Source organism: Micromonospora sp. DH13, assembly GCF_020873825.1.
GTDB lineage: Bacteria > Actinomycetota > Actinomycetes > Mycobacteriales > Micromonosporaceae > Micromonospora > Micromonospora haikouensis.
The window spans coordinates 22842-46689 of the sequence record NZ_JAHWGR010000016.1 but is presented as its reverse complement, the minus strand read 5'-3'; the positions used below and the strand labels follow the sequence as shown (position 1 = coordinate 46689).

General features: G+C 74.5%; 16 protein-coding genes. 7 read left to right on the top strand and 9 right to left on the bottom strand.

Going from position 1 to position 23848, the window contains the following annotated elements:
- Positions 1-20: 20 nt before the first annotated feature.
- Genes LPA42_RS17315 through eno form a run of 4 tightly spaced genes read right to left on the bottom strand, consistent with a single transcriptional unit; the run spans position 21 to position 3091 of the window.
- Positions 21-527: an amino-acid N-acetyltransferase gene (locus LPA42_RS17315; RefSeq protein WP_077936172.1), complete on the bottom strand. Its 507-nt coding sequence runs from the start codon at positions 525-527 to the stop codon at positions 21-23.
- 1 nt (position 528) lies between these two features.
- Positions 529-1086 (bottom strand): DUF501 domain-containing protein, encoded by a 558-nt coding sequence (locus LPA42_RS17310; protein ID WP_077936224.1) that lies wholly within the window; start codon positions 1084-1086, stop codon positions 529-531.
- A 54-nt stretch (positions 1087-1140) separates the two neighbouring features.
- Entirely contained in the window at positions 1141-1773 is a 633-nt protein-coding gene (locus LPA42_RS17305) for a septum formation initiator family protein (RefSeq protein ID WP_077936223.1), read from the bottom strand.
- 34 nt (positions 1774-1807) lie between these two features.
- A complete protein-coding gene (gene eno, locus LPA42_RS17300) occupies positions 1808-3091 on the bottom strand; it encodes a phosphopyruvate hydratase (RefSeq protein WP_077936171.1) in 1284 nt (427 codons plus the stop codon).
- 214 nt (positions 3092-3305) lie between these two features.
- Between eno and LPA42_RS17295 the strand changes: the two genes are divergently transcribed.
- The 3 genes from LPA42_RS17295 (at position 3306) to LPA42_RS17285 (ending at position 7715) form a co-directional block, all read left to right on the top strand.
- Positions 3306-3995 (top strand): hypothetical protein, encoded by a 690-nt coding sequence (locus LPA42_RS17295; protein WP_077936222.1) that lies wholly within the window; start codon positions 3306-3308, stop codon positions 3993-3995.
- A complete protein-coding gene (locus tag LPA42_RS17290; protein ID WP_077936170.1) occupies positions 3992-4834 on the top strand; it encodes an NAD(+) diphosphatase in 843 nt (280 codons plus the stop codon). Before LPA42_RS17295 ends, LPA42_RS17290 begins: the two co-directional genes overlap by 4 nt.
- A gap of 112 nt (positions 4835-4946) precedes the next feature.
- On the top strand, positions 4947-7715 hold the full coding sequence (locus LPA42_RS17285; protein WP_198956451.1) for an HAD-IC family P-type ATPase: 2769 nt from the start codon (positions 4947-4949) through the stop codon (positions 7713-7715).
- A 63-nt stretch (positions 7716-7778) separates the two neighbouring features.
- On the opposite strand, the gene LPA42_RS17280 is transcribed toward LPA42_RS17285, so the two are convergent.
- The 4 genes from LPA42_RS17280 to mfd form a co-directional block, all read right to left on the bottom strand.
- Positions 7779-9398 carry a DUF885 domain-containing protein gene (locus LPA42_RS17280; RefSeq protein ID WP_077936169.1) on the bottom strand — a complete coding sequence of 540 codons (1620 nt, stop codon included), beginning with the start codon at positions 9396-9398 and terminating at the stop codon, positions 7779-7781.
- A gap of 131 nt (positions 9399-9529) precedes the next feature.
- A complete protein-coding gene (locus LPA42_RS17275; RefSeq protein ID WP_077936168.1) occupies positions 9530-10519 on the bottom strand; it encodes a nucleoside triphosphate pyrophosphohydrolase in 990 nt (329 codons plus the stop codon).
- On the bottom strand, positions 10516-11319 hold the full coding sequence (locus tag LPA42_RS17270) for a hypothetical protein (protein WP_077936167.1): 804 nt from the start codon (positions 11317-11319) through the stop codon (positions 10516-10518). Before LPA42_RS17270 ends, LPA42_RS17275 begins: the two co-directional genes overlap by 4 nt.
- 95 nt (positions 11320-11414) lie before the next feature.
- Positions 11415-15095, bottom strand: coding sequence for a transcription-repair coupling factor (gene mfd, locus LPA42_RS17265; RefSeq protein ID WP_228986697.1), 3681 nt, complete (start codon positions 15093-15095; stop codon positions 11415-11417).
- Positions 15096-15226: 131 nt separating this feature from the next.
- On the opposite strand from mfd, the gene LPA42_RS17260 reads away from it, so the two are divergent.
- Together LPA42_RS17260 and LPA42_RS17255 are read left to right on the top strand one after the other, a co-directional pair.
- Positions 15227-15907 carry a cyclase family protein gene (locus LPA42_RS17260; RefSeq protein WP_077936165.1) on the top strand — a complete coding sequence of 227 codons (681 nt, stop codon included), beginning with the start codon at positions 15227-15229 and terminating at the stop codon, positions 15905-15907.
- 393 nt (positions 15908-16300) lie between these two features.
- The gene (locus tag LPA42_RS17255) at positions 16301-18601 is read left to right on the top strand and encodes a hypothetical protein (RefSeq protein WP_077936164.1); all 2301 of its coding nucleotides are present in this window, start codon (positions 16301-16303) and stop codon (positions 18599-18601) included.
- 92 nt (positions 18602-18693) lie between these two features.
- Here the strand turns inward: LPA42_RS17255 and LPA42_RS17250 are convergent, their stop codons facing one another.
- Entirely contained in the window at positions 18694-19734 is a 1041-nt protein-coding gene (locus LPA42_RS17250) for a S66 peptidase family protein (protein ID WP_077936163.1), read from the bottom strand.
- Between the two features lie 98 nt (positions 19735-19832).
- Here LPA42_RS17250 and LPA42_RS17245 point away from each other — a divergent pair, with 98 nt between their 5' ends.
- Both LPA42_RS17245 and ppc read left to right on the top strand, forming a co-directional pair.
- Positions 19833-20885: a hypothetical protein gene (locus tag LPA42_RS17245; RefSeq protein WP_077936162.1), complete on the top strand. Its 1053-nt coding sequence runs from the start codon at positions 19833-19835 to the stop codon at positions 20883-20885.
- A gap of 132 nt (positions 20886-21017) precedes the next feature.
- Positions 21018-23804: a phosphoenolpyruvate carboxylase gene (gene ppc / locus LPA42_RS17240; RefSeq protein ID WP_077936161.1), complete on the top strand. Its 2787-nt coding sequence runs from the start codon at positions 21018-21020 to the stop codon at positions 23802-23804.
- Positions 23805-23848: the final 44 nt, after the last annotated feature.

The window sequence follows — 23848 nt, the reverse complement described above, 5'->3', positions numbered from 1 at the left end:
TGCCCCACGTGATCAAGAGATCAGAGGCGCAGCAGCATGCGGGTGTTGCCGAGGGTGTTGGGCTTGACCCGTTCCAGGTCCAGGAACTCGGCGACACCCTCGTCGTACGAGCGCAGGAGCTGCTCGTACACCGGCTGCGGCACCGGCGCGCCGTCGATCTCGCGGAAGCCGAACGAGGCGAAGAACCGGGTCTCGAAGGTCAGCACGAAGATGCGGGCCACCCCGATCTCCCGGGCCGCGTCGATCAGCTCGCCGACGATGCGGTGCCCGATCCGCCGCCCCCGGTACGCCGGGTCGACGGCCACGGTGCGGATCTCGGCGAGGTCCTCCCACATCACGTGCAGCGCGCCGCAGCCGACGACGGTGTCGGCGTCGGCCGCGACCCGGAACTCCTGCACGTCCTCGTAGAGGGTGACCGTGGCCTTGCTGAGCAGCCGCCGGTCGTCGGTGTAGGTGTCGACGAGCCGCCGGATGCCGCGCACGTCGGAGGTGCGGGCGCGGCGGACGAGAACCGTGTCGGTGGTCATCTCACCCCGCCGCCGGGACGTCCACGCACGGCCCGGCCGCCCACCACTTCTCCACCAGCGCGAGGGTCTCGTCGCCGAACGGGTTGACCCCCGGGCCCGCGCCGAGCGCGTGGCCGAGGTGCACGTGCAGGCACTTGACCCGGCCGGGCATGCCGCCGGCCGACACGCCGTCGATCTCCGGCACGTGCCCGATCGCCTCGCGGCGGGCCAGGTAGTCCTCGTGCGCCGCCCGGTAGCGGGCGGCCAGCTCCGGGTCGGCGGCCAGCCGCTCGGCCATCTCCTTCATCACCCCGGCCGACTCCAGCCGGCTGCACGCGGCCGTCGCCCGGGGGCAGGTCAGGTAGAACAACGTCGGGAAGGGCGTGCCGTCGGCCAGGCGCGGGGTCGTCTCCACCACGTCGGGCAGGCCGCAGGGGCAGCGGTGGGCCACCGCCCGGGTGCCGCGCGGCGTGCGCCCGAGCTGGGCGGCCACCGCCGCCAGGTCGGCCTCGGTGGCCGGCTCCCGCTTCGGCGGGGGTACGGAGTCCGCCGCCGGGTCGGGCGGGGGTACGACAGTCACGGTGCCCATCTTTCGTCGGTGCGCGGGAACGTCTGCGTGCGGGAGGTGGCGCGCTCACTGGCCGGGGCGGTCGGCGTTCGCGGCCCGCACGCTCGACCACAGGGTGTCGTACCAGGGATCGGGGGTCTCCGGCCGGGCGGGGGCCTTCCCGCCGCCCGCGTCCCGGGCCGCGCCCGCCGGGTCGTTGAGCACGATCACCGGTACCTCGCCCGGGTAGACCATGTAGAACCGCTCCCGGGCCTGGATGCGGATGTACTCGTCGTCGCGCCACTTGGCCGCCTCGGCGGCGCGCTCGGCGATGAGCTGCCGCTGGGCGGCCTGGGCCGCCTCCATCCGCTCGATGTCCGCCTGCTGGTCCAGATAGACCCGGACCGGATAGGTGTACGCGAGGGCGAGCGCGATGAGCACCGCGAACAGCACGGTGGCCCGGCCGGTGAAGCGTCGGGGGTGGGGTGCGGAGAGCCGCTTGACCGTGCCACCGGCGGCGGTGCGCCGCGCGGCGGCGGGACGGTTCGCGGAGCGTACCGACTCGGTGGCGCGTGCCGAGCCGGGTGACCGGCCGGCGGCGCGTGCCTCCACGCGGACGCCGTCGCGGACCGACGCCCGGGCGCGGGCCCCGCCCGGCCGGCCGGACTGACCCGGCCGGCGGACGGGACGCTGACCACCCGGTGTGCGGCGCTGCTGCATCGTCACACCCCTCCCCCGAGGCCCACTGGGTGTCTCAGGCCGAACGGTAACGCGGGAACGCGCCCGCACCGGCGTACCGCGCCGCGTCGGCCAGCTCCTCCTCGATGCGCAGGAGCTGGTTGTACTTGGCCACCCGGTCCGAGCGGGCCGGTGCGCCGGTCTTGATCTGGCCGCAGCCGGTGGCCACCGCCAGGTCGGCGATGGTGGTGTCCTCGGTCTCACCGGAGCGGTGGCTCATCATGCACCGGAAGCCGGCCCGGTGGGCCAGCTCGACCGCGTCGAGGGTCTCGGTCAGCGAGCCGATCTGGTTGACCTTCACCAGCACGGCGTTCGCGGCCTTCTCGGCGATGCCCCGGGCGATGCGCTGCGGGTTGGTGACGAACAGGTCGTCGCCGACGATCTGGACCCGGTCGCCGATCGCCGCGGTCAGGGTGGCCCAGCCGCTCCAGTCGTCCTCGGCCAGCGGGTCCTCGATGGACACGATCGGGTAGTCGCCCGCGAGCTTGGTGTAGTAGTTGCTCATCTCCTCGGCGGACTTCGCCGCGCCCTCGAACGTGTAGGTGCCGTTGTCGAAGAACTCGGTGGCGGCCACGTCCAGGGCGAAGACGATGTCGGTGCCGAGCCGGTAGCCGGCCTTCTCGACCGCCTCGGCGATCAGGTCCAACGCGGCGGCGTTGGTGGGCAGGTTGGGGGCGAAGCCGCCCTCGTCGCCGAGGCCGGTGGAGAGGCCCTTCTTCTTCAGCACCGACTTGAGCGCGTGGTAGACCTCCGCGCCGGAGCGCAGCGCGTCGCGGAAGGTGGGCGCGCCGATCGGCGCGATCATGAACTCCTGGACGTCGACGTTGGAGTCGGCGTGCGCCCCACCGTTGAGGATGTTCATCATCGGCACCGGGAGCAGGTGCGCGTTGGGGCCGCCCAGGTAGCGGAACAGGCTCAGCTCGGCGCTGCCGGCGGCGGCCTTGGCCACGGCCAGGGACACGCCGAGGATGGCGTTCGCGCCCAGCTCGCCCTTGTTGTCCGAGCCGTCGATGTCGATCATCTTCTGGTCGATCAGCCGCTGCTCGCTGGCCTCGTAGCCGATGAGCTGGTCGACGATCTTGTCCTCGATGTTGGCGACGGCCTTCTCGACACCCTTGCCCAGGTAGCGGTCCTTGTCACCGTCGCGCAGCTCGACCGCCTCGAACGCGCCGGTGGAGGCGCCGGACGGCACCGCGGCGCGGGCGATCGTGCCGTCGTCGAGCCCGACCTCGACCTCGACCGTGGGGTTGCCCCGCGAGTCGAGAATCTCCCGGGCGACGATTCCCTCGATGGTTGCCACTGAGTCGCTCCTCGTTTGTGTGGTTCCGGTCCGGTATGGGCCGCGACGGTGCGGCTGAGGCAGGTGTTGAACGCAGCGTATCGGGCGACAGCGCGGCGCGGCGCGTCGCCCGGCGCTTCCGGCGGGACGGTGCGGGTCGGACATTCCCGGATTCTCGGCCCTCAACCGGCAACGGGTTTGCGCGACGTGGACCCGATCGACAAGGCTGGTGGCCATGCCCGCCGCCTCGACCACGTTCCGCGCGCTCGCTCTGTCGGCCATCGCGTCACTCTCGGTCACCGGCTGTCAGGCCCTCGACGACGCCGGTCAGGCGGTCGGGCGGTCGGACCTGGTCAACGACTTCGCCGCCCGGCTGGACCGGGCGCTCGAACTCACCTACTCGGCCGAGTACCAGCTCCCCGGCGGCCGGACCGCCACCATCGCCCAGGCGCAGGACCCGGCCCGGTCGGCGTACACCTGGCCGGGCGGGAAGTTGACCGTCACCGTCGACGCCACCGCCCGCTGCGAGACCGGCACGGGGAAGGCCGTCTGCACGCTGCTCGCCCCGCCCCCGCCGAACGCCCGGCCGTCGGTCGAGCTGTTCACCGAGGCCAAGCGGCGGGGCCTGGTCACCCCGCCGGTGGTGGTCGGGCTGCTCACCGAGGCCGCGCTCGACCCGCAGGCCGTCATCAAGGAGACCGACACCACCCTCGCCGGGCACCACGCCGCCTGCGTGCAGGTCAAGCGCTCGGCCGGCGACTTCACCGCCTGCATGACCACCGAGGGCGTGCTCGGCAGCTTCACCGGCGAGGTGGACGGCACCCCGATGGAGCTGGCGCTCGACCGCTACACCGACACGGTCGACGGGGCGAGCTTCGAGCTGCCGGCCGGCGCGGGCGTCGTGGACCGCCGCACCGGCTCGTGACGGAACACCCCGCGGGCGCGTTCGTGGCGGGGGCACCGCACGACGGCCCGCCGCAGCCCGGTGACCTCGCCCTGGTGCTCGCTGGGCGGAAGCTGCTGACCGGCCCCGACGGCCGCTTCCCGCGCGTCGGCGAGCTGCCCGCCGGCACCGACTGGGTGCCTCTCGGCACGCTCGACGGCGTGCCCGCCTGGGGCGCGGACGCCACCGACGACCAGCCGCCGGAGGGCAGGTGGCGCAGCTGGCGGTCGCTCGCCGCCGCGCTGCCCGCCCCGCTGGCCGACCTGGCCGGCCGGGCGCTTGCCGTGCTCACCTTCCGCCGCACCCACCGCTGGTGCGGGGCGTGCCGGGCCGAGCTGGCCGACGTGCCGGGCGAGCAGTCCCGCCGCTGCCCCGGCTGCGACCTGTACGTGCCGATCCGGCTCTCCGCCGCCGTCCTGGTCGCCATCACCCGCCCCGGGCCGACCGGCGGCCCCGACGAGCTGCTGCTGGTCCGGCACGCGTCCGGGCCGACGGCGCTGTGGGCGCTGGTCGCCGGGTTCGTGGAGGCCGGCGAGTCGCTGGAGGACGCCGCGCGCCGGGAGGTCGGCGAGGAGGTGGGGCTGGGCCTCGGGCGGCTCACCTACTTCGGCAGCCAGCCGTGGGCGCTGTCCGGGCCGGGCGTGCTGCTGGCCGGGTTCACCGCGACCGCCGCCGACACCACCGCCGAGCCGGTCGTCGACGGCCGGGAGCTGACCGAGGCCCGCTGGTTCCCGCTCGACCGGCTGCCGGCGGAGCTGCCGCCCGCGTACTCCATCTCCCGCTGGCTCGTCGACCACGTCGCCGCCCGCCTCGCGGGCTGACCGCCCCGGCGCCGGGGGCCGTCCGGCCCTGACCGCGCCGGCCCGTCCCGACGGATGCTGACCCGGGCGGCCCGCCCACGGTGTGCAATGGCGGGAGGACGAGGTGGGGGCGGTGGCGGTGCGCGCGACCGGAGCGGCACGGGACGAGGGGTGGCTCGCGGCGACCGACGCGGCGGCGCTGACCGTCGCCGACACCCTCGCCGCCCTCGGCGGCGACCCGCAGGGCCTGACCCCCGACGAGGTACGCCGACGGCGCGACCGGGTCGGCCCGAACGCGGTACGCACCCACCGGGTGTCCGCGCTCGCCGTGCTGGCCCGCCAGTTCCGCTCGGCGCTGCTCGGCCTGCTGCTGGCCGCCGCGACGGTCTCGTTCTTCGTCGGCGAGCGCACCGACGCCGTGGTGATCGGGGTGATCCTCGCGGTCAGCGTCGGCCTCGGCTTCGCCAACGAGTACCGCGCGGAGCGGGCCGGCGCGGCCCTGCACGACCGGGTCCGGCACGTCGCGTCGGTGGTGCGCGCCGGCCGGGTGGAGACGGTGGACGTCGTCGACCTGGTCCCCGGCGACGTGGTGCGGATCGGGCTGGGCCAGGTCGTCCCGGCCGACCTGCGGCTGATCGAGGCCCACCGGCTGGAGTGCGACGAGTCGGCGCTCACCGGCGAGTCCACCGCCGCCGTCAAGGACACCGCGCCGGTGCCCGCCGGCACGCCGCCCGACGACCTCGCCTCCTGCGCGCTGATGGGCACCGTGGTGCGGGCCGGCTCGGGCGTCGGCCTGGTCGTCGCCACCGCCGGGCACACCGCGTTCGGCCGGATCGCCGTCGGGCTGGGCACCCGGCACGGCGAGACCGAGTTCCAGCAGGGGCTGCGCCGGTTCTCGCTGCTGCTGGCCCGGGTGGCGGGCGTGCTCACCGCGCTGATCTTCGTGATCAACCTGGTGCTGCACCGGCCGGTCATCGACGCCGTGCTGTTCAGCCTGGCCATCGCCGTCGGCATCACCCCGCAACTGCTGCCCGCGATCGTCACCGCCAGCCTGGCCGCCGGCACCCGCGCGCTGGCCGCCCGGCGGGTGCTGGTCAAGCGCCTGGTCTGCGTGGAGGACCTGGGCAACGTCGAGGTGCTGTTCACCGACAAGACCGGCACGCTGACCGACGGACGGCTCACCCTCGCCGAGGCGCTCGGCCCGGACGGCCAGCCGGTCGGCACCCCGGCACCGCCCGGGGCCGCCGGCCCGCCGGACGCGGCCGACCCGGGCGACGCCACCCACCCGCCCGACGCCGCCGGCCCGCCCGACGCCGCCGGCCCCGGACCGCTGCTCGCCGGGCTGCTGGCCAACGAGGCCGGGCCGGACGGCGCGGACGGCAACCCGCTGGACCGGGCGCTCTGGCAGGCCCCGGCCGCCGCCGCCCAGCCGGTCGACGCGTACCGGCGGGTGGCGGTGCTCCCCTTCGACCACCAGCGCCGCCGGGTCAGCGTCCTCGTCGACGGGCCGCACGGGCGGCTCCTCGTCACCAAGGGCGCGGCCGAGGAACTGCTGGCGCTCTGTGTGGACGTACCGCAGCAGGCGCGGGACGCCCTCGACGCGCGACTGGCCGACGGCGGCCGGGTGGTCGCGGTGGCCAGCCGGCCCGCCCCGGACCTGGCCGGGCTCGACCCGGCCGACGAGCGGGACCTGCGCCTCGCCGGCCTGCTGGTGCTGCGCGACCCGCCGAAGGCCGACGCGGCGGGCACGGTACGCCGGCTCGCCGCCCTCGGCGTCACCGTAAAGGTGATCACCGGCGACCATCCGGCCGTCGCGGTGCGGGTCTGCGAGCAGCTCGGGCTGCCCGTGACCGGGGTGCTCACCGGGGCGGACCTGGCCCGGCTGGACGACGCGGCGCTGCCGGCGGCGATCGAACGGGCCAGCGTGTTCGCCCGGGTCTCGCCCGAGGACAAGGCCCGGCTGGTGCGGGCCCAGCGCACGGCCGGCCGGGACGTGGCGTTCCTCGGCGACGGCGTCAACGACGCGCTCGCCCTGCACGCCGCCGACGTCGGCATCTCCGTCGACACCGGCACCGACGTGGCCCGGGACGCCGCCGACGTGCTGCTGCTCGACAAGGACCTCGACGTGCTCGCCGACGGCGTCACCGAGGGCCGGCGGATCTTCGCCAACACCATCAAGTACGTGCTGATGGGCACGTCGAGCAACTTCGGCAACATGTTCAGCGCGGCCGGGGCGTCGGCGTTCCTGCCGTTCCTGCCGATGCTGCCCGGGCAGATCCTGCTCAACAACCTGATCTACGACCTGAGCCAGATCGCCATCCCCACCGACCGGGTGGACGCCGACCAGCTCGCCCGCCCCGCCCACTGGGACCTGCGGGAGATCCGCCGGTTCATGCTGACCTTCGGGCCGCTCAGCTCGCTGTTCGATTTCCTGGCGTTCGCGCTGCTGCTCGGGGTGCTGCACGCCGGACCGACGGAGTTCCGCACCGGCTGGTTCGTCGAGTCGCTGGCCACCCAGACCCTCGTCGTCTTCGCCATCCGCACCCGGGCCAGCCCGTTCTGGCGCAGCCGGCCCAGCCGACCGCTGCTGGTCGCCGCGCTGGCCGCCGTGGCGGTCGCCTGGCTCATCCCGTACCTGCCGGTCGCCGGGCCGCTCGGGTTCGGCCCGCTGCCGCCGCTGTTCGTGCCGGTGGTGGCGGCGCTGACCGTGGCGTACCTGGGGCTGGTGGAGCTGGCGAAGCGGACCCTGTTCGCCTCCTCGGACCTGCTCCGACCGCCGGGGCGGACCCCCGGCGCGACCGGCCCGCTCGGAGTGCCCGCGCCGCCCGGCCCGCGCCGTTCGCCGGAGGCGACCCGACGGCGGCGCACCCACCGGCGGGCCGGTCGCTTCACCACCCGCTGATGGGGCGCAGGGTGTTAGGAGGGGTCCCCTGTACAACAGAATGCGTTAACAGGGGGCCCTTCCTTACGCGCCCAGCAAAGTGCGGAGGTGGCGTGGGGGCGGGCAGTCGTGGGCGAGCATCGCGTCGTGCCACTCGCGCACCGACACGTCGGCCGGGCGCAGGGCGGCGATCTCCGCGACCTCGCTGTAGCCCACGAAGTAGGTGGAGAGCTGCGTCGAGGTGAGCAGCGCCCGCCGCCACTTGCCGGCCGCCTCGCCCTCCTCCTGGAAGCCCCGGCCCGTCATCAGCGCCATCGCCTCGGCCTCGGACAGGTCGTCGCAGTGCACGAGCTGGTCGAGCAGGGCGTTGATGGTCATCCGCAGCTGCATCTTGAGCTGCTGCAGCCGCACCGGCAGCCCGCCGTAGCCGAGGCCGGCCATCAGCTCCTCGGTGTAGACCGCCCAGCCCTCGACGAACGGGCCGGACCTGGCCAGCGCCCGGACCCGGGTGGGGCCGACGTGCCGGCGGGCGTGGGCGAGCTGGAGGAAGTGGCCCGGCATCGCCTCGTGCACCGTCAGGTTGCGGATCATGTGGTCGTTGTATTCCCGGTAGAACGACTCGACCCGGGCCGCCGACCAGTCGGCCGGGGTCGGCGCGATGCAGTAGAACGTCGGCACTGGCGCGATCTCCAGCGGGCCGGGCGAGTCGCAGTAGGCCACCGCCACGCCCCGGGCGAACTCCGGCATCTCCTGGATCACACACGGGTCGTCGACCAGCGTCACCAGGTCGTGCGCCCGGACGAAGTCCGTCGCCTCGTCGAGGGTGACCGAGGCGAGGTCGACGATCGTCTGGTCGTCGGGGTGCTCGGCGGCCAGCAGGTCGAGCGCCCGGCGCACGGTCTCGTCGTCGGCCGGGCCGCCGACCAGCTCGACGGCCGCCTCGCGCAGCTCGGCGGTGACCCGGTCGAGGTTGGCCCAGGCGCGACGCTGCACCTCGGCGGCGCCCAGCTCGGTGTCGAGGGTGTGCCACAGCCGGGCCTCCCAGCGCCGCCGACCCAGCCTCGGGTCCCGCCCCGGGCCGGCGTCCGCGGCCAGCCCGGCGCGCAGCCACGCCACGAACTCGTCCAGCGCGGCGATCGCGGCCGTGGCGGCGGGCTCCACCCGGTCGTGCAGCCCCGGCTCCTCGGCGAGCAGCCGGGGCACCTCGTCGCGGACCAGCGCCGCCGCGCCGGTGAACTGCCCCACCGCCGTCTCGGCGTGCACCCGGGGCACGTCCCGCAGCGTCGCGCGCGCGGTCGCCAGCGCGTCCGGTACGGCGGCGAGCCGCCCCGCCAGGCTGGTCAGCCGCACGTCGGCCGGGGCGAACGGCCGGGCGAGCAGGGCGTGCAGCAGCGGAGCCGGGTTGTGCCGCAGCGGGTCCCACTCGTGGCTGCGGATCTCGTCGGACTCGAACAGCTCCCGGTCGACCAGGGCGGTGAGCAGCGCGTGGTCGACGCTCTCGTCGGTGTCGAGGGAGTCGGGGTCGATCTCGGAGAGCACGTCTGCCGCGTCCCTCAGCATCGCCTGGTCGGCGGCGACCGCCTCGGCGGAGAGGTCGGGCAGGCGGTCGTCGTAGCGGTGGTCCCCGGCGGAGGTGGCCAACCCGGGCCGGCTCTCCAGCAACGCCTCGACGATCCGCTCGGCGAGCGGCACGAACGCTTCCATGGCCCGAACCCTACCGACCACCCCCGACACCCGCTTCCCGACGAGATCTTGGTACGAAACGGCCCCGCTGGGGGCACTTTCGTACCAAGATTCGCGAGCGGGCCGAGCCGGCCGGACGGGACGGCGGCGGGTCAGGGGCGGGGGGTGGTGCGCTCGGCGGCGCGGATCGCGTCGGCGTACGCCAGGGTGGTGCGGCGCAGCGCCGCCTCCGGGTCCAGGTCGGCGGCCCGGGCCGCCGCCACCGCGGCCAGCAGCTCCGCGCCGAGCCGCGCCTCCGCGTCGACCCCCGCCTCCGCGGCGGCGGCCGGCAGCGGGACCGTCAGGCCCGCGCGCCCGGCGCGGTCGAGGATCTTGGCGGCCAGGGCGAGGGCGGGCAGGCTCGGCGCGATCCCGTCGAGCACGGAGTCGCGGGCCTTCTCCGCCCGCTTGATCCGCTCCCAGTTGGCGGTGATCTCGTCGAGCGTCGTGGCCCGGTCGTCGGCGAAGACGTGCGGGTTGCGCCGGATCATCTTGTCCACCAGGCCGCCGGCCACGTCGTCGACGGTCCACCGCGCGCCGTCGGGCAGCTCCTCGGCCATCCGCGCGTGCAGCAGCACCTGGAGCAGCACGTCGCCCAGCTCCTCGCGCAACGCGTCGGTGTCGTCCGCGCCGATCGCGTCGTACGCCTCGTAGCACTCCTCGATCAGGTAGCCGGCGAGGCTGCGGTGCGTCTGCGCCCGCTTCCATGGGTCGCCGCCCGGCGAGGCCAGCCGGTCCATCACCTCGACCGCGTCGAGCAGCCGGGCGCCCGGCGGGTCCCACGAGCCGTACATCAGCTCCAGCTCGGCCAGGCCCGGCTCGCGGGCCAGCCGCAGGCCCAGCTCCCGGGCCAGCGACTCGTCGCCGGCGGGCCCGGCCAGCCAGACCGCCGCGCCGTGCGCCGCCGCCGCGTGCAGCAGCGCCGGCACCGCCGGGCCGTCGGACACGGTCACCTCGGCGCCCGCCGCGCGCACGGCCGCCGTCAGCTCGCTCTCCGCGCCGGCCAGCACCGGGTTGCCGCGTACGACGTCCCAGGCCGCCGCCGTCAGCAGCCCGACCGGGAGCCGGGGCGAGGTGACCAGCAGGACGATCCGGGCGGTCATGCCCCGGGCGCGACCGGGGCGCTCGACTCCGCCGGGGCCTGCGGGGTGGAGATGTCGGTCACCGGGCCGTTCTGGTTGATGTACGGCAGCGAGTAGAAGACCAGCGACTGGCCGGTGCTGACCACCGACGGGACGCCGACCGGCCGGAACCGGGGGTTGATCGACGCGCCGGCCTTCTCGGCCTCCTGCTGGAGGGCGTTGCTGAGCGCGGTGGCTGCCCGCACGAAGCCGCCCTGGCTGCCGGGGCCGCCGCTCTCCCCGAACGCCTGCCGGACCTGCGCCACGGTCAGGCCGGGCTGGATCGCCCCGGTCTTGGCGATGGCCTGGTAGACGGCCATGACCGCCTCGTCGCTCACCTCGGCCGTGGGCAGCTTCGCGCCGAGCGCGCCGGAGATGTCCACCCACTCGCCCCAGAGCTGGACGTACTCGGTGGAGGCCGGCATCTGGAGCTGCTGCTCCAGCTGCTCCGGCTTGACCTCGTCGGCCACCGTGACGCCCTGCTCGGCCACCACCCGCTTGCCCAGCTCGATGCTGACCAGCAGGTTGAGCACGTCCTGCCGGGTGACCGTGGAGCGCAGCTGCTCCGGCGACGGGGTGGCCCCGCCCTGCCCGGCCTGCGCCCGGATCGCGTCGGCGTACTTGGCCTGGGCTTCGTCGTAGATGTCGTCCACCCGGTCGACGGAGTACTTCGCGTCGCCGACGTACGCGGCGACGTCCGGCGCGGCCTTCCCGCACGCGGCGAGGGAGAGGACACCGAGGGCCGCGACACTGGCGGCGGCGATGAGACGGCGAGCACGCATGACCGTCACTCTCTCATGCGCCCCCACCGGCCGTGACGCCGCCCACCACGCAGTGCCGCCCCGGCCCCGCCGCCCGGCCCTGCCCCCGCCCCCGCTCACCGGGCGCCCGCCCCGGCCGGCTGGGCCACCGGGGCCGGGTCGCCCAGCACGTCCTTCAACAGCTGGGCGCACCACTCCAGCAGCGCCTGGTCGCGCAGCGGCTCGCCGCCGATCCGGCGGGTGCTCGGCCGGGGCACGCTGACCTGGTCGAGCGCCGACTTGTAGACCGAGTCGGGGTGGTAGCGCTTGAGCCGCAGCTGCTTGGAGTCGGGCAGCGGCAGCGGGCCGAACCGGAGGTGCTTGCCCTGCATGCTCACGTCGGTGAGGCCGTAGCGGCGGGCCAGCAGCCGGAACCGGGCGACCGCCACCAGGTTCTGCACCGGGGCGGGCGGCTCGCCGTAGCGGTCCGTCATCTCGGCGACGACCTCGCGCAGCCGGTCGGCGTCTCGGGCCTCGGCGAGCTTGCGGTACATCTCCAGGCGCAGCCGCTCCACGCCGACGTAGTCGTGCGGCAGGTGCGCGTCCACCGGGAGGTCGATCTTGACGTCGGTCTCCTCCTCGGGGCGCTCGCCCTTGAACGCCTGCACCGCCTCGCCGACCATCCGGACGTACAGGTCGAAGCCGACGCCCTCGATGTGGCCGGACTGCTCGCCGCCGAGCAGGTTGCCCGCGCCCCGGATCTCCAGGTCCTTCATCGCCACGTACATGCCCGCGCCCAGCTCGGTGTGCTGGGCGATGGTGGCCAGCCGCTCGTGGGCGTGCTCGGTGAGCGGCTTCTCCGGCGGATAGAGGAAGTACGCGTACGCCCGCTCGCGGCCCCGGCCCACCCGGCCCCGGATCTGGTGCAGCTGGGCCAGGCCAAGCAGGTCGGCGCGCTCCACGATGAGCGTGTTGGCGTTGGGGATGTCGATGCCCGACTCCACGATCGTGGTGCAGACCAGGACGTCGAACTCCTTCTCCCAGAAGCCGACCATGACCTTCTCCAGGGCCTCCTCGCCCATCTGGCCGTGCGCCACCGCGACCCGGGCCTCCGGCACCAGCTCCCGGATCCTCCGCGCCGCCTTCTCGATCGACTCGACCCGGTTGTGCAGGTAGAACACCTGCCCGTCGCGGAGCAGCTCGCGGTGGATGGACGCGGCCACCTGCCGCTCGTCGTGCGCGCCGACGAAGGTGAGCACCGGGTGCCGCTCCTCCGGCGGGGTGGCGATCGTCGACATCTCCCGGATGCCGGTGATCGCCATCTCCAGGGTGCGCGGGATCGGGGTGGCCGACATGCTCAGCACGTCCACGGAGGCGCGCAGCGTCTTGAGGTGCTCCTTGTGCTCGACGCCGAAGCGCTGCTCCTCGTCGACGATGACCAGGCCGAGGGACTTGAACCGGGTCGCCGTCTGGAGCAGCCGGTGGGTGCCGATGACGATGTCGACGGTGCCGTCGCCGACCATCTCCAGCGTCCGCTCGGACTCCTTCGGGGTCTGGAAGCGGGAGAGCTGCCGGATCTGCACGGGGAACTGGCTCATCCGCTCGGCGAACGTGTTGTAGTGCTGCTGCACGAGCAGGGTGGTGGGCACCAGCACGGCCACCTGCTTGCCGTCCTGCACCGCCTTGAACGCCGCCCGCACCGCGATCTCGGTCTTGCCGTACCCGACGTCGCCGCAGATCAGCCGGTCCATCGGGACGGTCTGCTCCATGTCCCGCTTGACCTCCTCGATGGCGGCCAGCTGGTCCGGGGTCTCCTGCCAGGGGAACGCGTCCTCCAGCTCCCGCTGCCACGGGGAGTCCGGGGCGAACGCGTGCCCCTTGGACGCCTTGCGGGCGGCGTAGAGCTGGATGAGCTGGGCGGCGATCTCCCGCACCGCCTTGCGGGCGCGCGCCTTGGACTTCTGCCAGTCCGCGCCGCCCATCTTGTGCAGGGTGGGCTGCTCGCCGCCGACGTACCGGGAGAGCTGGTCGAGCTGGTCGGTGGGGACGAACAGCCGGTCGCCGGGCTGGCCGCGCTTGCTCGCCGCGTACTCGATGACCAGGTATTCCCGGCTCGCGCCGTTGACGGTGCGCTGCACCAGCTCGACGTACCGGCCGATGCCGTGCTGCTCGTGCACCACGTGGTCGCCGGCCTTCAGCTCCAGCGGGTCGATGGTGTTGCGCCGCCGGCTGGGCATCTTGCGCATGTCGCGTGTCGAGGTGCCCCGGCCGCCGGTGACGTCGTTGCCGGTGAGCAGCACGAACCTCGCCGCCTCGGCGACGAAGCCGCCGGTCAGGCCGCCGCAGGTGACCAGCACCTCGCCGGGGGCGGGCGCGGCTGGCACCTGCTCGACGAACCGGGCGCCGAGGCCGGCGTCGCGGATCACCTCGACGGCCCGCTGGGCGGGGCCGTGGCCCTCGAAGACCAGCGCGACCGACCAGCCGTCGCCGGCCCAACGCTTGAGGTCCTCGGCCACCCGGTCGGTCTCGCCGTGGTAGAGCGGGGCCGGCTGGGCGGCCAGGGTCACCGCGATCGCGTCGTCGGGTGTGACGTCGACCTCGTCCGGCGCGTCCTCCCAGGGCTGCCGGGCGGGGGCCGCCGCGTCGGCGTCGGCCAGCCCGAACGGGGCGAGGGTCCACCAGGGCCGGCGCAGGGCGCGGGCGTGCGCGCGTACGTCGGCCAGGGTCTTGAAGGCAGCGGCCCCGAGGTCGACCGGGGCCTGGCCCCCGACGGCCGCCGCGGCCCAGCTGGCCTGGAGGAACTCCTCGGAGGTACGCACCAGGTCGTGCGCCCGGGTGCGGATGCGCTCCGGGTCGCAGAGCAGCACGTGGGTGCCGGGAGGCATGCAGTCGAGCAGCAGCTCCAGGCTCTCGCCGCCGAGCAGCGCCGGGGTCAGCGACTCCATCCCCTCCACGGGGATGCCCTCGGCCAGCTTGTCGAGGATCTCGGCCAGCTCGGGGTGCTCGGCCGCCAGGGCGGCGGCCCGCCGCCGCACGGCCGGGGTGAGCAGCAGCTCCCGGCAGGGCGGGGCCCACAGCAGCCCGGCGGCCTCGATGGTGCGCTGGTCGGCCACGGCGAAGGTGCGGATCTCCTCCACCTCGTCGCCCCAGAACTCGACCCGGGACGGGTGTTCGTCGGTGGGCGGGAAGACGTCGAGGATGCCGCCGCGCACCGCGAACTCGCCGCGCTTGGTGACCAGGTCGACCCGGGCGTACGCCATGTCGGTGAGCCGGCGGGCGACCTCCTCCAGGTCGGCCTCGTCGCCGGCGGCCAGCCGCACCGGCTCCAGGTCGCCGAGGCCCTTGAGCTGAGGCTGGAGCAGCGACCGCACCGGCGCGACGACCACCCGCAGCGGCCCGGTGCGCCCGTGCGCGTCGGCGGCGTCGGGGTGGGCGAGCCGGCGCAGCACGGCCAGCCGCCGGCCGACGGTGTCGGAGCGGGGCGAGAGCCGCTCGTGCGGCAGCGTCTCCCAGGACGGGAAGACGGCGACCTGCTCGGGCGGCAGCAGGCTGCCCAGCGCCGAGGCCAGGTCGTCGGCCTCCCGGCTGGTGGCGGTCACCGCCAGCACGGGCCGCCCCGCGCCCCCGGCGGGCTCGGCGGCGGCTCCCCGGCCGGCGGCCCCCGGGTCGGCGGCGACGGCGGCCACGGCGAACGGGCGCAGCGCCGCCGGGGCGGTCAGGTCCAGCCCGTCGACCTGCGCGGCACCGGAACGGGCCAGGTCACGCGCCCGGGCCAGCCCGGGGTCGGCCAGGGCGGCGGCGAAGAGTCCGGTGAGCAATCTGATCACTTCCCAGTGGCACGGTGACGGCACACGGCGGAGCCCCCGCGCCCGGCGGGGACGGGGGGTCGACAGCACCCCAGCCTATCCCCGCTTGACCGACGACCCGGGCACGTGGTCGAGTCCGGGGCATGACGGGACGGCGGCGGCTGGTCGAGTTGAGCCACGTGATCAGCGATGGCATGACCACGCTGCCCGGCTGGCCGGCGCCCCGGGTCACCGAGTGGCTGACCCGGGAGGCGTCCCGGGCGAACTACGCCCCGGGCACGGAGTTCCAGGTCGGGCGGATCGAGATGATCGCCAACACCGGCACGTACGTGGACACGCCCGCGCACCGGTGGGCCGACGGGGCCGATCTCACCGGCGTCGGGCTGGACCGCCTCGCCGACCTGCCGGGAATCGTGGTCCGGGTGCCCGCCGGCACCCGCGCCGTGGATCGTCCGCTGCTCGCCCCGCACGAGGTGGCGGGGCGGGCGGTGCTGCTGCACACCGGCTGGTCCGCGCACTTCGGCACCGACCGGTACGCCGCCCCCGACGCGCCGTACCTGACCGGGGACGGCGCGGCGTGGCTGGTCGAGGCCGGGGCGACCCTCGTCGGCATCGACTCGATCAACATCGACGACATGAGCCCGGCGGCCCGGGGCGAGCGGCCGGCGCACAGCGGCCTGCTGGCGGCCGGCGTCCCGATCGTGGAGCACCTGACCGGCCTGGACGCGCTGCCGCCGACCGGCTTCCGGTTCACGGCCGCCCCGCCGATGGTGGCGGGAATGGGCACGTTCCCGGTCCGCGCCTTCGCCGTCCTCACCGAATAGGGCACCGAGTTCTCGCCGAATAGGGTGCCGACCGGGAGATCCTGGTGCCAAACGGCCCTTCCGGGGGTCGGGATCTACCAAGATCGACCGGATATCCGAACAGCCGGGAATTCTCGTTTTCCATGACCGGTGCGATGTTCGGAAACCATTCCGTGCCAGCTCGTAACCCGCCCGCTTTCGCGTCGGCGACCTGCTGGAACACGTTCTTCGTAACTTCCGCGTGCGCCGAAGCCCTCGGCGCACGAAGGAGAGTCACGCATGCTCCGTACCGCGCCCTTTCGGGGTCGAGTCCGACTGACGGCCGCACTGTCGGTCGCCGCGCTGACTGGCTGCATCGTCGCCGCCGGCATCGTTCCCGTCTCCGCCTCCGCCACCGAACCTACCGACCAATCGATGAATGCAGAAGAGTTCACCGTCGAGACGCTTCCCGACGGTGGCGCGCGGGTGACCCTGCGGCTCGACGAGCCGCTGCCGGTCCGCGACGCCGTGCCGGAGATCGCCGTCGACGGCCGGGTCGTCGGCCCGGCGAAGGAGTCCCCCGACGGGCTGAGTCTCACCGTGGAGACCAGCGACACCAGCGTCACCGGGGCCGAACGCGTCGACGTCGCCTGGAACGGCCAGGTGCCGGGCGCCACGGCCACCCCGCCGAAGTCGGCAGCCGCGCCGGTCACCCCGAAGGGCCTGCGGCGCAAGCAGCTCTACACCGACCCGGCGCAGCCCGGCCCGTACGCGGTGCAGCGGCTCGACTACGACCTCGGTGACACGGCCGTCACGCTCTCCGGCCTCAGCGACCTGCCCGTCGAGCTCCGCTCCGCGGTCTACGCCCCGGCCGGCGCCAAGGGTGCCCGACCCGTGGTGGTCTTCCTGCACGGCCGCCACTCGGCCTGCTACAACCCCACCACCCGGCAGACCAACAACACCAACTGGCCGTGCGCGTCCGGGTTCATCCCGATCGACAGCTACCTCGGCTACACGGAGACCGCCGAGGCCTTGGCCACCCACGGCTACGTCGTGGTGTCGGTCAGCGCCAACGGCATCAACGCCAAGGACGCCAGCTTCACCGACGACAACGGGGCCTTGGCCCGGGGTCAGCTGGTCATGGACCACCTCGACCTGCTCAAGAAGTGGAACAGCACCGCCGGGCATCCCCTCGCCGGCCGGCTCGACCTGTCCAACGTCGGCCTGATGGGGCACTCCCGGGGCGGCGAGGGCGTGGTCGAGGCCGCGCTGCTCAACAGCGAGACCAAGCACCCGTACGGCATCCGCGCGGTCCTGCCGCTGGCCCCGGTCGACTTCGGCCGCCCGACGCTGCCCGAGGTGCCGATGACGGTGCTGCTGCCGTACTGCGACGGCGACGTCTCCAACCAGCAGGGGCAGCACTTCTACGACGACACCCGCTACTCGGTGCCGGACAACGTGCTCCGCACCTCGCTGATGATCATGGGCGCAAACCACAACTTCTTCAACACCGAGTGGACCCCCGGCGTCTCGATCGCCCCGTCCAACGACGACTGGTCGCCGGCCACCGACGAGGTGTGCGGCAGCGCCAGCCCGTCCCGGTTGACCGCCGCCGAGCAGCGCGCGGTCGGCACCGCGTACCTGGCCGGGTTCTTCCGGCTGGCCCAGGGCGGCGAGACGGCGTTCCTCCCGCTGTTCGACGGCACCAACGGCACCGTGCCGTCGGCCGGTCGCGCCGTCGTGTACGCGCAGGCCCAGCAGCCGGGCGCACGCCGGCTCGACCTCGCCCCGCTGGAGGGCCCGGCCGACGACGTCTCCGTCACCGGCTTCGACCTCGGCGCGTACTGCTACGGCGTGGCGGCCCGGGTCCGCCCCGGCGACACCCCGTGCTCGGCGACCACCGCCACGTCGAAGGTGCCGCACTGGACCCCGGCCACCTTCGCCCCGTCGGTGCCGATCAGCCCGGTGCTGCGCCTGCAGTGGAGCGCCGCCTCGGTCTCGCCTGAGGTGCGGGTGGACCTCGGGCCGGGCGAGGGGAACGTGACCAAGTACGACGCGCTCACCTTCCGGGCGGCGCGCGACGAGACCGCGGCCGGCGACGTCGACCTCGACGTCACCGTGGTCGACCGCAGGGGCGCGACCGCGACGGTACGGGTCGGCGACGTCAGCCCGGCCCTCACCCCGTTCCCGTCGTCGGCCAACACCACGAACGGGATCAGCCGGCTCGGCAAGACCTGGCTGCGTACCGTCCGGCTGCCGCTGGACGCGCTGACCGGGGTGGACCTGCACAGCGTCCGTACCGTCTCGGTGCGGCCGGCGACCGTGACCGGCGGGGTCTACCTGTCCGACCTCGCGCTGGACAGCCCCGGGGTCGGCGGCGGCGTGGCCACCTCGGCGGTGGCGGTCGACCTCGCCGACGCCACGGTGGCGGAGGGCGACGGACCCGGCGTCGCGACCATGCGGCTGAGGCTGGGCGGCAAGCTCAAGCAGGCGGCGACGGTCCAGGTGCAGACGGCGGCGAGCGGCTCGGCGTCGGCCGGGCAGGTGCCGGCGCTGGCGTTCCCGGTCACCATCCCGAAGGGGGCGACCAGCGCGACGATCGAGGTGCCGCTGGCCGGCAACACGGCCGCCAACACCGCCTCGCTGCGCTACAAGATCACCATCTCGGCCCCGGTCGGCGCGGTGATCGGCGACGGCTTCGCCTGGCTGACCGTCCTCGACGACGACCCGGCCTGACCGTGACGTCCTCCGGTGGGTGCGTGGAGCTGTCGCCCCCACCGGAGGACCCACCCCCGCCCCGCCCGCGCCCTGCCGCCCGCCAGCGGCGGTCAGTAGCGCACGCTGATCCGCCGCTCGACGGCGTCGACGACGACCTCGCCCCCGTACGGGACGATCTGCTGCGGGTCGGTGTGGCCGAGGTCGACGTCGAAGACGACCACCGCGTCCGGGGCGTACTCGGCGAGCGCCCGGGTCACCGCCGCCCGCTGCGCATCGGCGTACGCCCGGCGCTCCTCCACCGTGTGCGGGCGGTCGAAGTCCCACGCCTTGGCCCGGCCGACGAGCACCGCCGGGAAGCCCGCGAGCAGCCCCCGCTCCCCCAGGTTGCGCAGGATCCGGTACACCTCGGTGGCCGACGGCAGCTCCTCCGAGGTCTCGACGATCAGCACCTCGCCCGCGTGGTCGGCGACCCGGCCGACCCGGTCGGCGGCCAGCAGCCAGTGCAGGATCTCCAGGTTGCCGCCCCAGGTCCGGCCCCGCACGACCCGCGCCGGCCCCTGCCAGTGCCAGCCGCCGCCGGGGAACATGGGCGGCTCGGCGGCGAGGGTGGCCGGGTCGCGCCAGTCGTTCGGCTGGTCGCCCCACTCGGGGGCCGGCGCGAGGTCGTACCAGCCGGGGGTGAACAGGGCGGCGCGCAGCGAGTCGGCCGTCACCGGGTGCAGCGCGCCGGGCCGGCCGAGGTGCACCAGCACGGACCCGCCGTGGTACGCGACGATCCCGAGCCGGTGGAGGTGGTTGAGCAGGTTGGTGTTGTCCGAGTAGCCGAAGTACGGCTTCGGGTTGGCCCGCAGCACGGCGTCGTCCAGGTGCGGGGTGACCGTGATCAGGTCGTCCCCGCCGACCGTGGCGAGCACGGCGGTGACCGTCGGGTCGGCGAAGGCGGCGGTGACGTCCCGGGCCCGATCGCGCGGGTCCGCGCCCAGTGCTCGGGTGGTCGGGTACTCGACCGGTTCCAGGCCGAACTCCTCGCGCAGCCGGCGCAGGCCCAGCTCGTACACGTGGGGGAAGACCGCCGGCAGCCCGGCGGAGGGCGACACGACCGCGACCCGGTCGCCGGGCCGGGGCTTCGGCGGATAACGCAGCGACTCCATGATCGGACGCTACCGGCCGCCACCACCGCTTTTCGCCTCCGCGACGGCGGGGACGGCGAACCACCGCAATCCGCGCATCTTGCCCCTAGGCTGGCCGTGTGGACGAGGAGCCGGACATCCCGGTGCGCGCGTGGCTGCCCCGCGCCGCCGCACTGCTGCTCGGCACCCTGGTCCTGGCGACGGGGTTCATCGCCGCCTACGTGGGGGCGCTGCACGACCCGACCCCGCGCGACGTGCCGGTCGGGGTGGTCCTCGGCGACCAGCGCGCCCAGGCGGTCATGGCCGCCGTGCGCCGCGAGACCGACAAGATCGAGCCCGTCGAGTACGACGATCCGGCCGCCGCCGACGACGGGCTCACCGGCCGCGAGGTGTACGGCGTGCTCACCTCCACCCCCGAGGGCGGGCTGCTCCTCACCACCGCCAGCGCCGCCGCGCCGGCCGCCACCGAGGTGGTCGACCAGGTGTTCGCCGAGGCCGCCCGGCGGGGCGACCTGCCGCTGACGGTCACCGACGAGGTGCCGGTGGAGCAGAGCGACCCGCGCGGTCTCGTCCCGTTCTACCTCGCGGTCGGGTACGTCCTCGGCGGCTACCTCGCCGCCACCGCGCTGGGCCTGCGCACCGGCACCGCGCCCCGCAGCCTCGCCCGCGCCGGGCTGCGCATCGCCGCGTTCGCGGCGTACGCGGTGGTGCTCGGCGTGGCGGGCGCGCTCGTCGTCGGCCCGGTGCTGGACGTCTGGCACCACGACGTGCCGGCGGTGGCGGCGGTCGGCGCGCTGGCCGTCTTCGCCGCCGCCATGATCGCCTCCGCCGTGCAGGGCTGGCTGGGGCTGCTCGGCACCGGGCTCGTCATCCTGCTGCTGGTGGTGCTCGGCAACCCGGGCTCCGGCGGAATCTACGCCCCCGAGTTCCTGCCCACCTGGCTGCGCGGGATGCACCGGTGGAACGTGCCCGGGCTCACCACCGACCTGATCAAGTCGGCGGTGTACTTCGACCGCCGGTCGATGGGCTGGCCGCTGGCCGGGCTCGCCCTGTGGGTGGCGGTCGGCGTCGTGGGATTGCTCACGGCCGCCCTGGTCCGGGGCCGGCGCGCCGCCGCCCGCCACCCGGCCGACACGCCTCCCACCAGCGACGATGCGCCCCCCGCCGGGTGAAGGTGTTAGCAGGGGCACCCTGTACAACAAAAAGCGATAACAAGGGGCCCTTCCTTTCGAAGGGGGCGGCGCGGATACGATCCAGGGAGTCGGACAGCGCTGTCCTTCGTCCCCGGCGTAAGGAGCGCACCCGTGACCGACCAGCACGACCACGACGGCCCGGACGCCGCACTGCGGGCCGACATCCGCCGCCTCGGCACGCTGCTCGGGCAGACCCTCGCCCGGCAGGAGGGCCGCCCGCTGCTCGACCTGGTCGAGGAGATCCGGGCCCAGGTCCGTTCCGACGCCCCGGCCGCCGCGCAGCGCCTCGGTGGGCTCGACGTGACCACCGGCACGAAGCTCGCCCGCGCCTTCTCCACCTACTTCCACCTGGCCAACATCACCGAGCAGGTGCACCGGGCCCGCGACCTGCGCCGCCGCCGGGCGGTCCAGGGCGGCTGGCTGGACCAGGCGGCCAAGATGATCGCCGAGCGCGGGGTGCCCGCCGAGGAGATCGCGGCGGCGGCCCGCCGGCTCGCCGTACGCCCGGTCTTCACCGCCCACCCGACCGAGGCGGCCCGCCGGTCGATCCTGTCGAAGCTGCGCGCCGTCGCCGACGAGCTGGACGCCGAGACCGCCAACGCGATCCTCTACGGAGCCAGCGACGAGGGGCCGGCCAACCGCCGCCTGGCCGAGCTGCTGGACCTGATGTGGCAGACCGACGAGCTGCGGCTCGACCGGCCGGACCCGACCGACGAGGCCCGCAACGCCATCTACTACCTGCGTGATCTCTACGCCGAGGCCGCCCCGCAGGTGCTCGACGACTTCGCCGACACGCTGCGCACCCTCGGCGTGGAGACGTCCCCGACGGCCCGCCCGCTGACGTTCGGCACCTGGATCGGCGGCGACCGCGACGGCAACCCGTTCGTCACCCCGCAGGTCACCGGCGAGGTGCTGCGCATCCAGCACGAGCACGGCATCGCGGCCACCGAGGCGGCGATGGAGCACCTGATCAACGAGGTGTCCGTGTCCCGCCGGCTGCGCGGGGTGTCGCTGGACCTGTCGGCCAGCCTCGCCGCGGACCTGGACGCGCTGCCCGAGGTGGCCCCCCGGTTCCGCCGGGTCAACGCCGAGGAGCCCTACCGGCTGAAGGCCCGGTGCGTGAAGGCGAAGCTGGCCAACACCCGGGAGCGGCTGCGCCGGGGCACCCCGCACGTGCCGGGGCGCGACTACCAGGGCGCGGCGGAGCTGATCGCCGACCTGGAGCTGCTGCGCGCCTCGCTGGCTCGCAACGCCGGCCAGCTCACCGCCGTGGGCCGGCTCGCCTCCACCATCCGCACGGTGTCGGCGTTCGGCCTGCACCTGGCGACGATGGACGTGCGGGAGCACGCCGAGAAGCACCACGAGGTGCTCACCCAGCTCTACGGGGCCGTCGGCGAGGTGTCCGACTACCCCTCGCTGACCCGCCTGGAGCGCACCAAGCTGCTCGCCGACGAGCTGACCGGCCGCCGGCCCCTGTCGACGCTGGACACGCCGCTGACCGAGAGCGCGCGCAAGACGTTCGACGTGTTCTCCACCATCCGCGAGGCGCAGGACCGGTTCGGCTCCGAGGTCATCGAGTCGTACATCATCTCGATGACCCTCGGCGTCGACGACGTGCTCGCGGCGGTCGTGCTGGCCCGCGAGGCCGGGCTGGTCGACGTGCACAGCGGCCGGGCCCGGATCGGCTTCGTGCCGCTGCTGGAGACCCCCGCCGAGCTGAACGCCGGCGGCGAGCTGCTCGACGAGCTGCTGTCGCTGCCGGCCTACCGGTCGCTGGTGGCGGCCCGGGGCGACGTGCAGGAGGTGATGCTGGGCTACTCCGACTCCAACAAGGAGGCGGGCATCACCACCAGCCAGTGGTCGATCCACCGGGCGCAGCGGGCGCTGCGGGACGTGGCCGCCCGGCACGGCGTGCACCTGCGGCTGTTCCACGGCCGGGGCGGCACCGTCGGGCGCGGCGGCGGCCCCACCCACGAGGCGATCCTGGCCCAGCCGTACGGCACCCTCGACGGCGCGATCAAGGTCACCGAGCAGGGCGAGGTCATCTCCGACAAGTACACGCTGCCGGCGCTGGCCCGGGAGAACCTGGAGCTGACCATGGCCGCCGTGCTCCAGGCGACCCTGCTGCACACCGCGCCCCGGCAGCCGGCCGAACAGCTGGAGCGCTGGGACGCGTCGATGGACGTGATCTCCGACGCGGCGTTCCGGTCGTACCGGTCGCTGGTGGAGGACCCGGACCTGCCGGCGTACTTCTGGGCGTCCACCCCCACCGAGCTGCTCGGCGCGCTGAACATCGGCTCCCGCCCGGCGAAGCGGCCCAACACCGGGGCCGGCCTGTCCGGCCTGCGGGCCATCCCGTGGGTGTTCGGCTGGACGCAGACCCGGCAGATCGTCCCCGGCTGGTTCGGGGTCGGCTCGGGGCTGGCGGCGGCGCGCGAGGCCGGGCTGGAGGACGTGCTGGCCGAGATGCACCGCAACTGGCACTTCTTCCGCACGTTCCTGTCGAACGTCGAGATGATGCTGACCAAGACCGACCTCAGCATCGCCCGCCGGTACGTGGAGACCCTCGTGCCGAAGAAGCTGCACCCGATCTTCGCCAAGATCGAGCAGGAGTACGAGCTGACCAAGCGGGAGGTGCTGGCGGTCACCGCCTCGCCGGCCCTGCTGGAGAACTCGCCGGTGCTCCAGCGCACCCTCGCGGTGCGCGACACCTACCTGGAGCCGCTGCACCACCTCCAGGTGGCGCTGCTTCAGCAGTACCGCGACTCCGGCGCGGCGGGCCGGGCGGTGGCCACGGCCCCGGGCGGGCGGCGGGCCCCGAGCGACGGCACGGCGCTGGAGCGGGCGCTGCTCACCACGGTCAACGGCATCGCCGCCGGCATGCGCAACACCGGCTGAGGTGTAAGGAAGGGCCCCCTGTTAACGCATTCCGCATAGCAGGG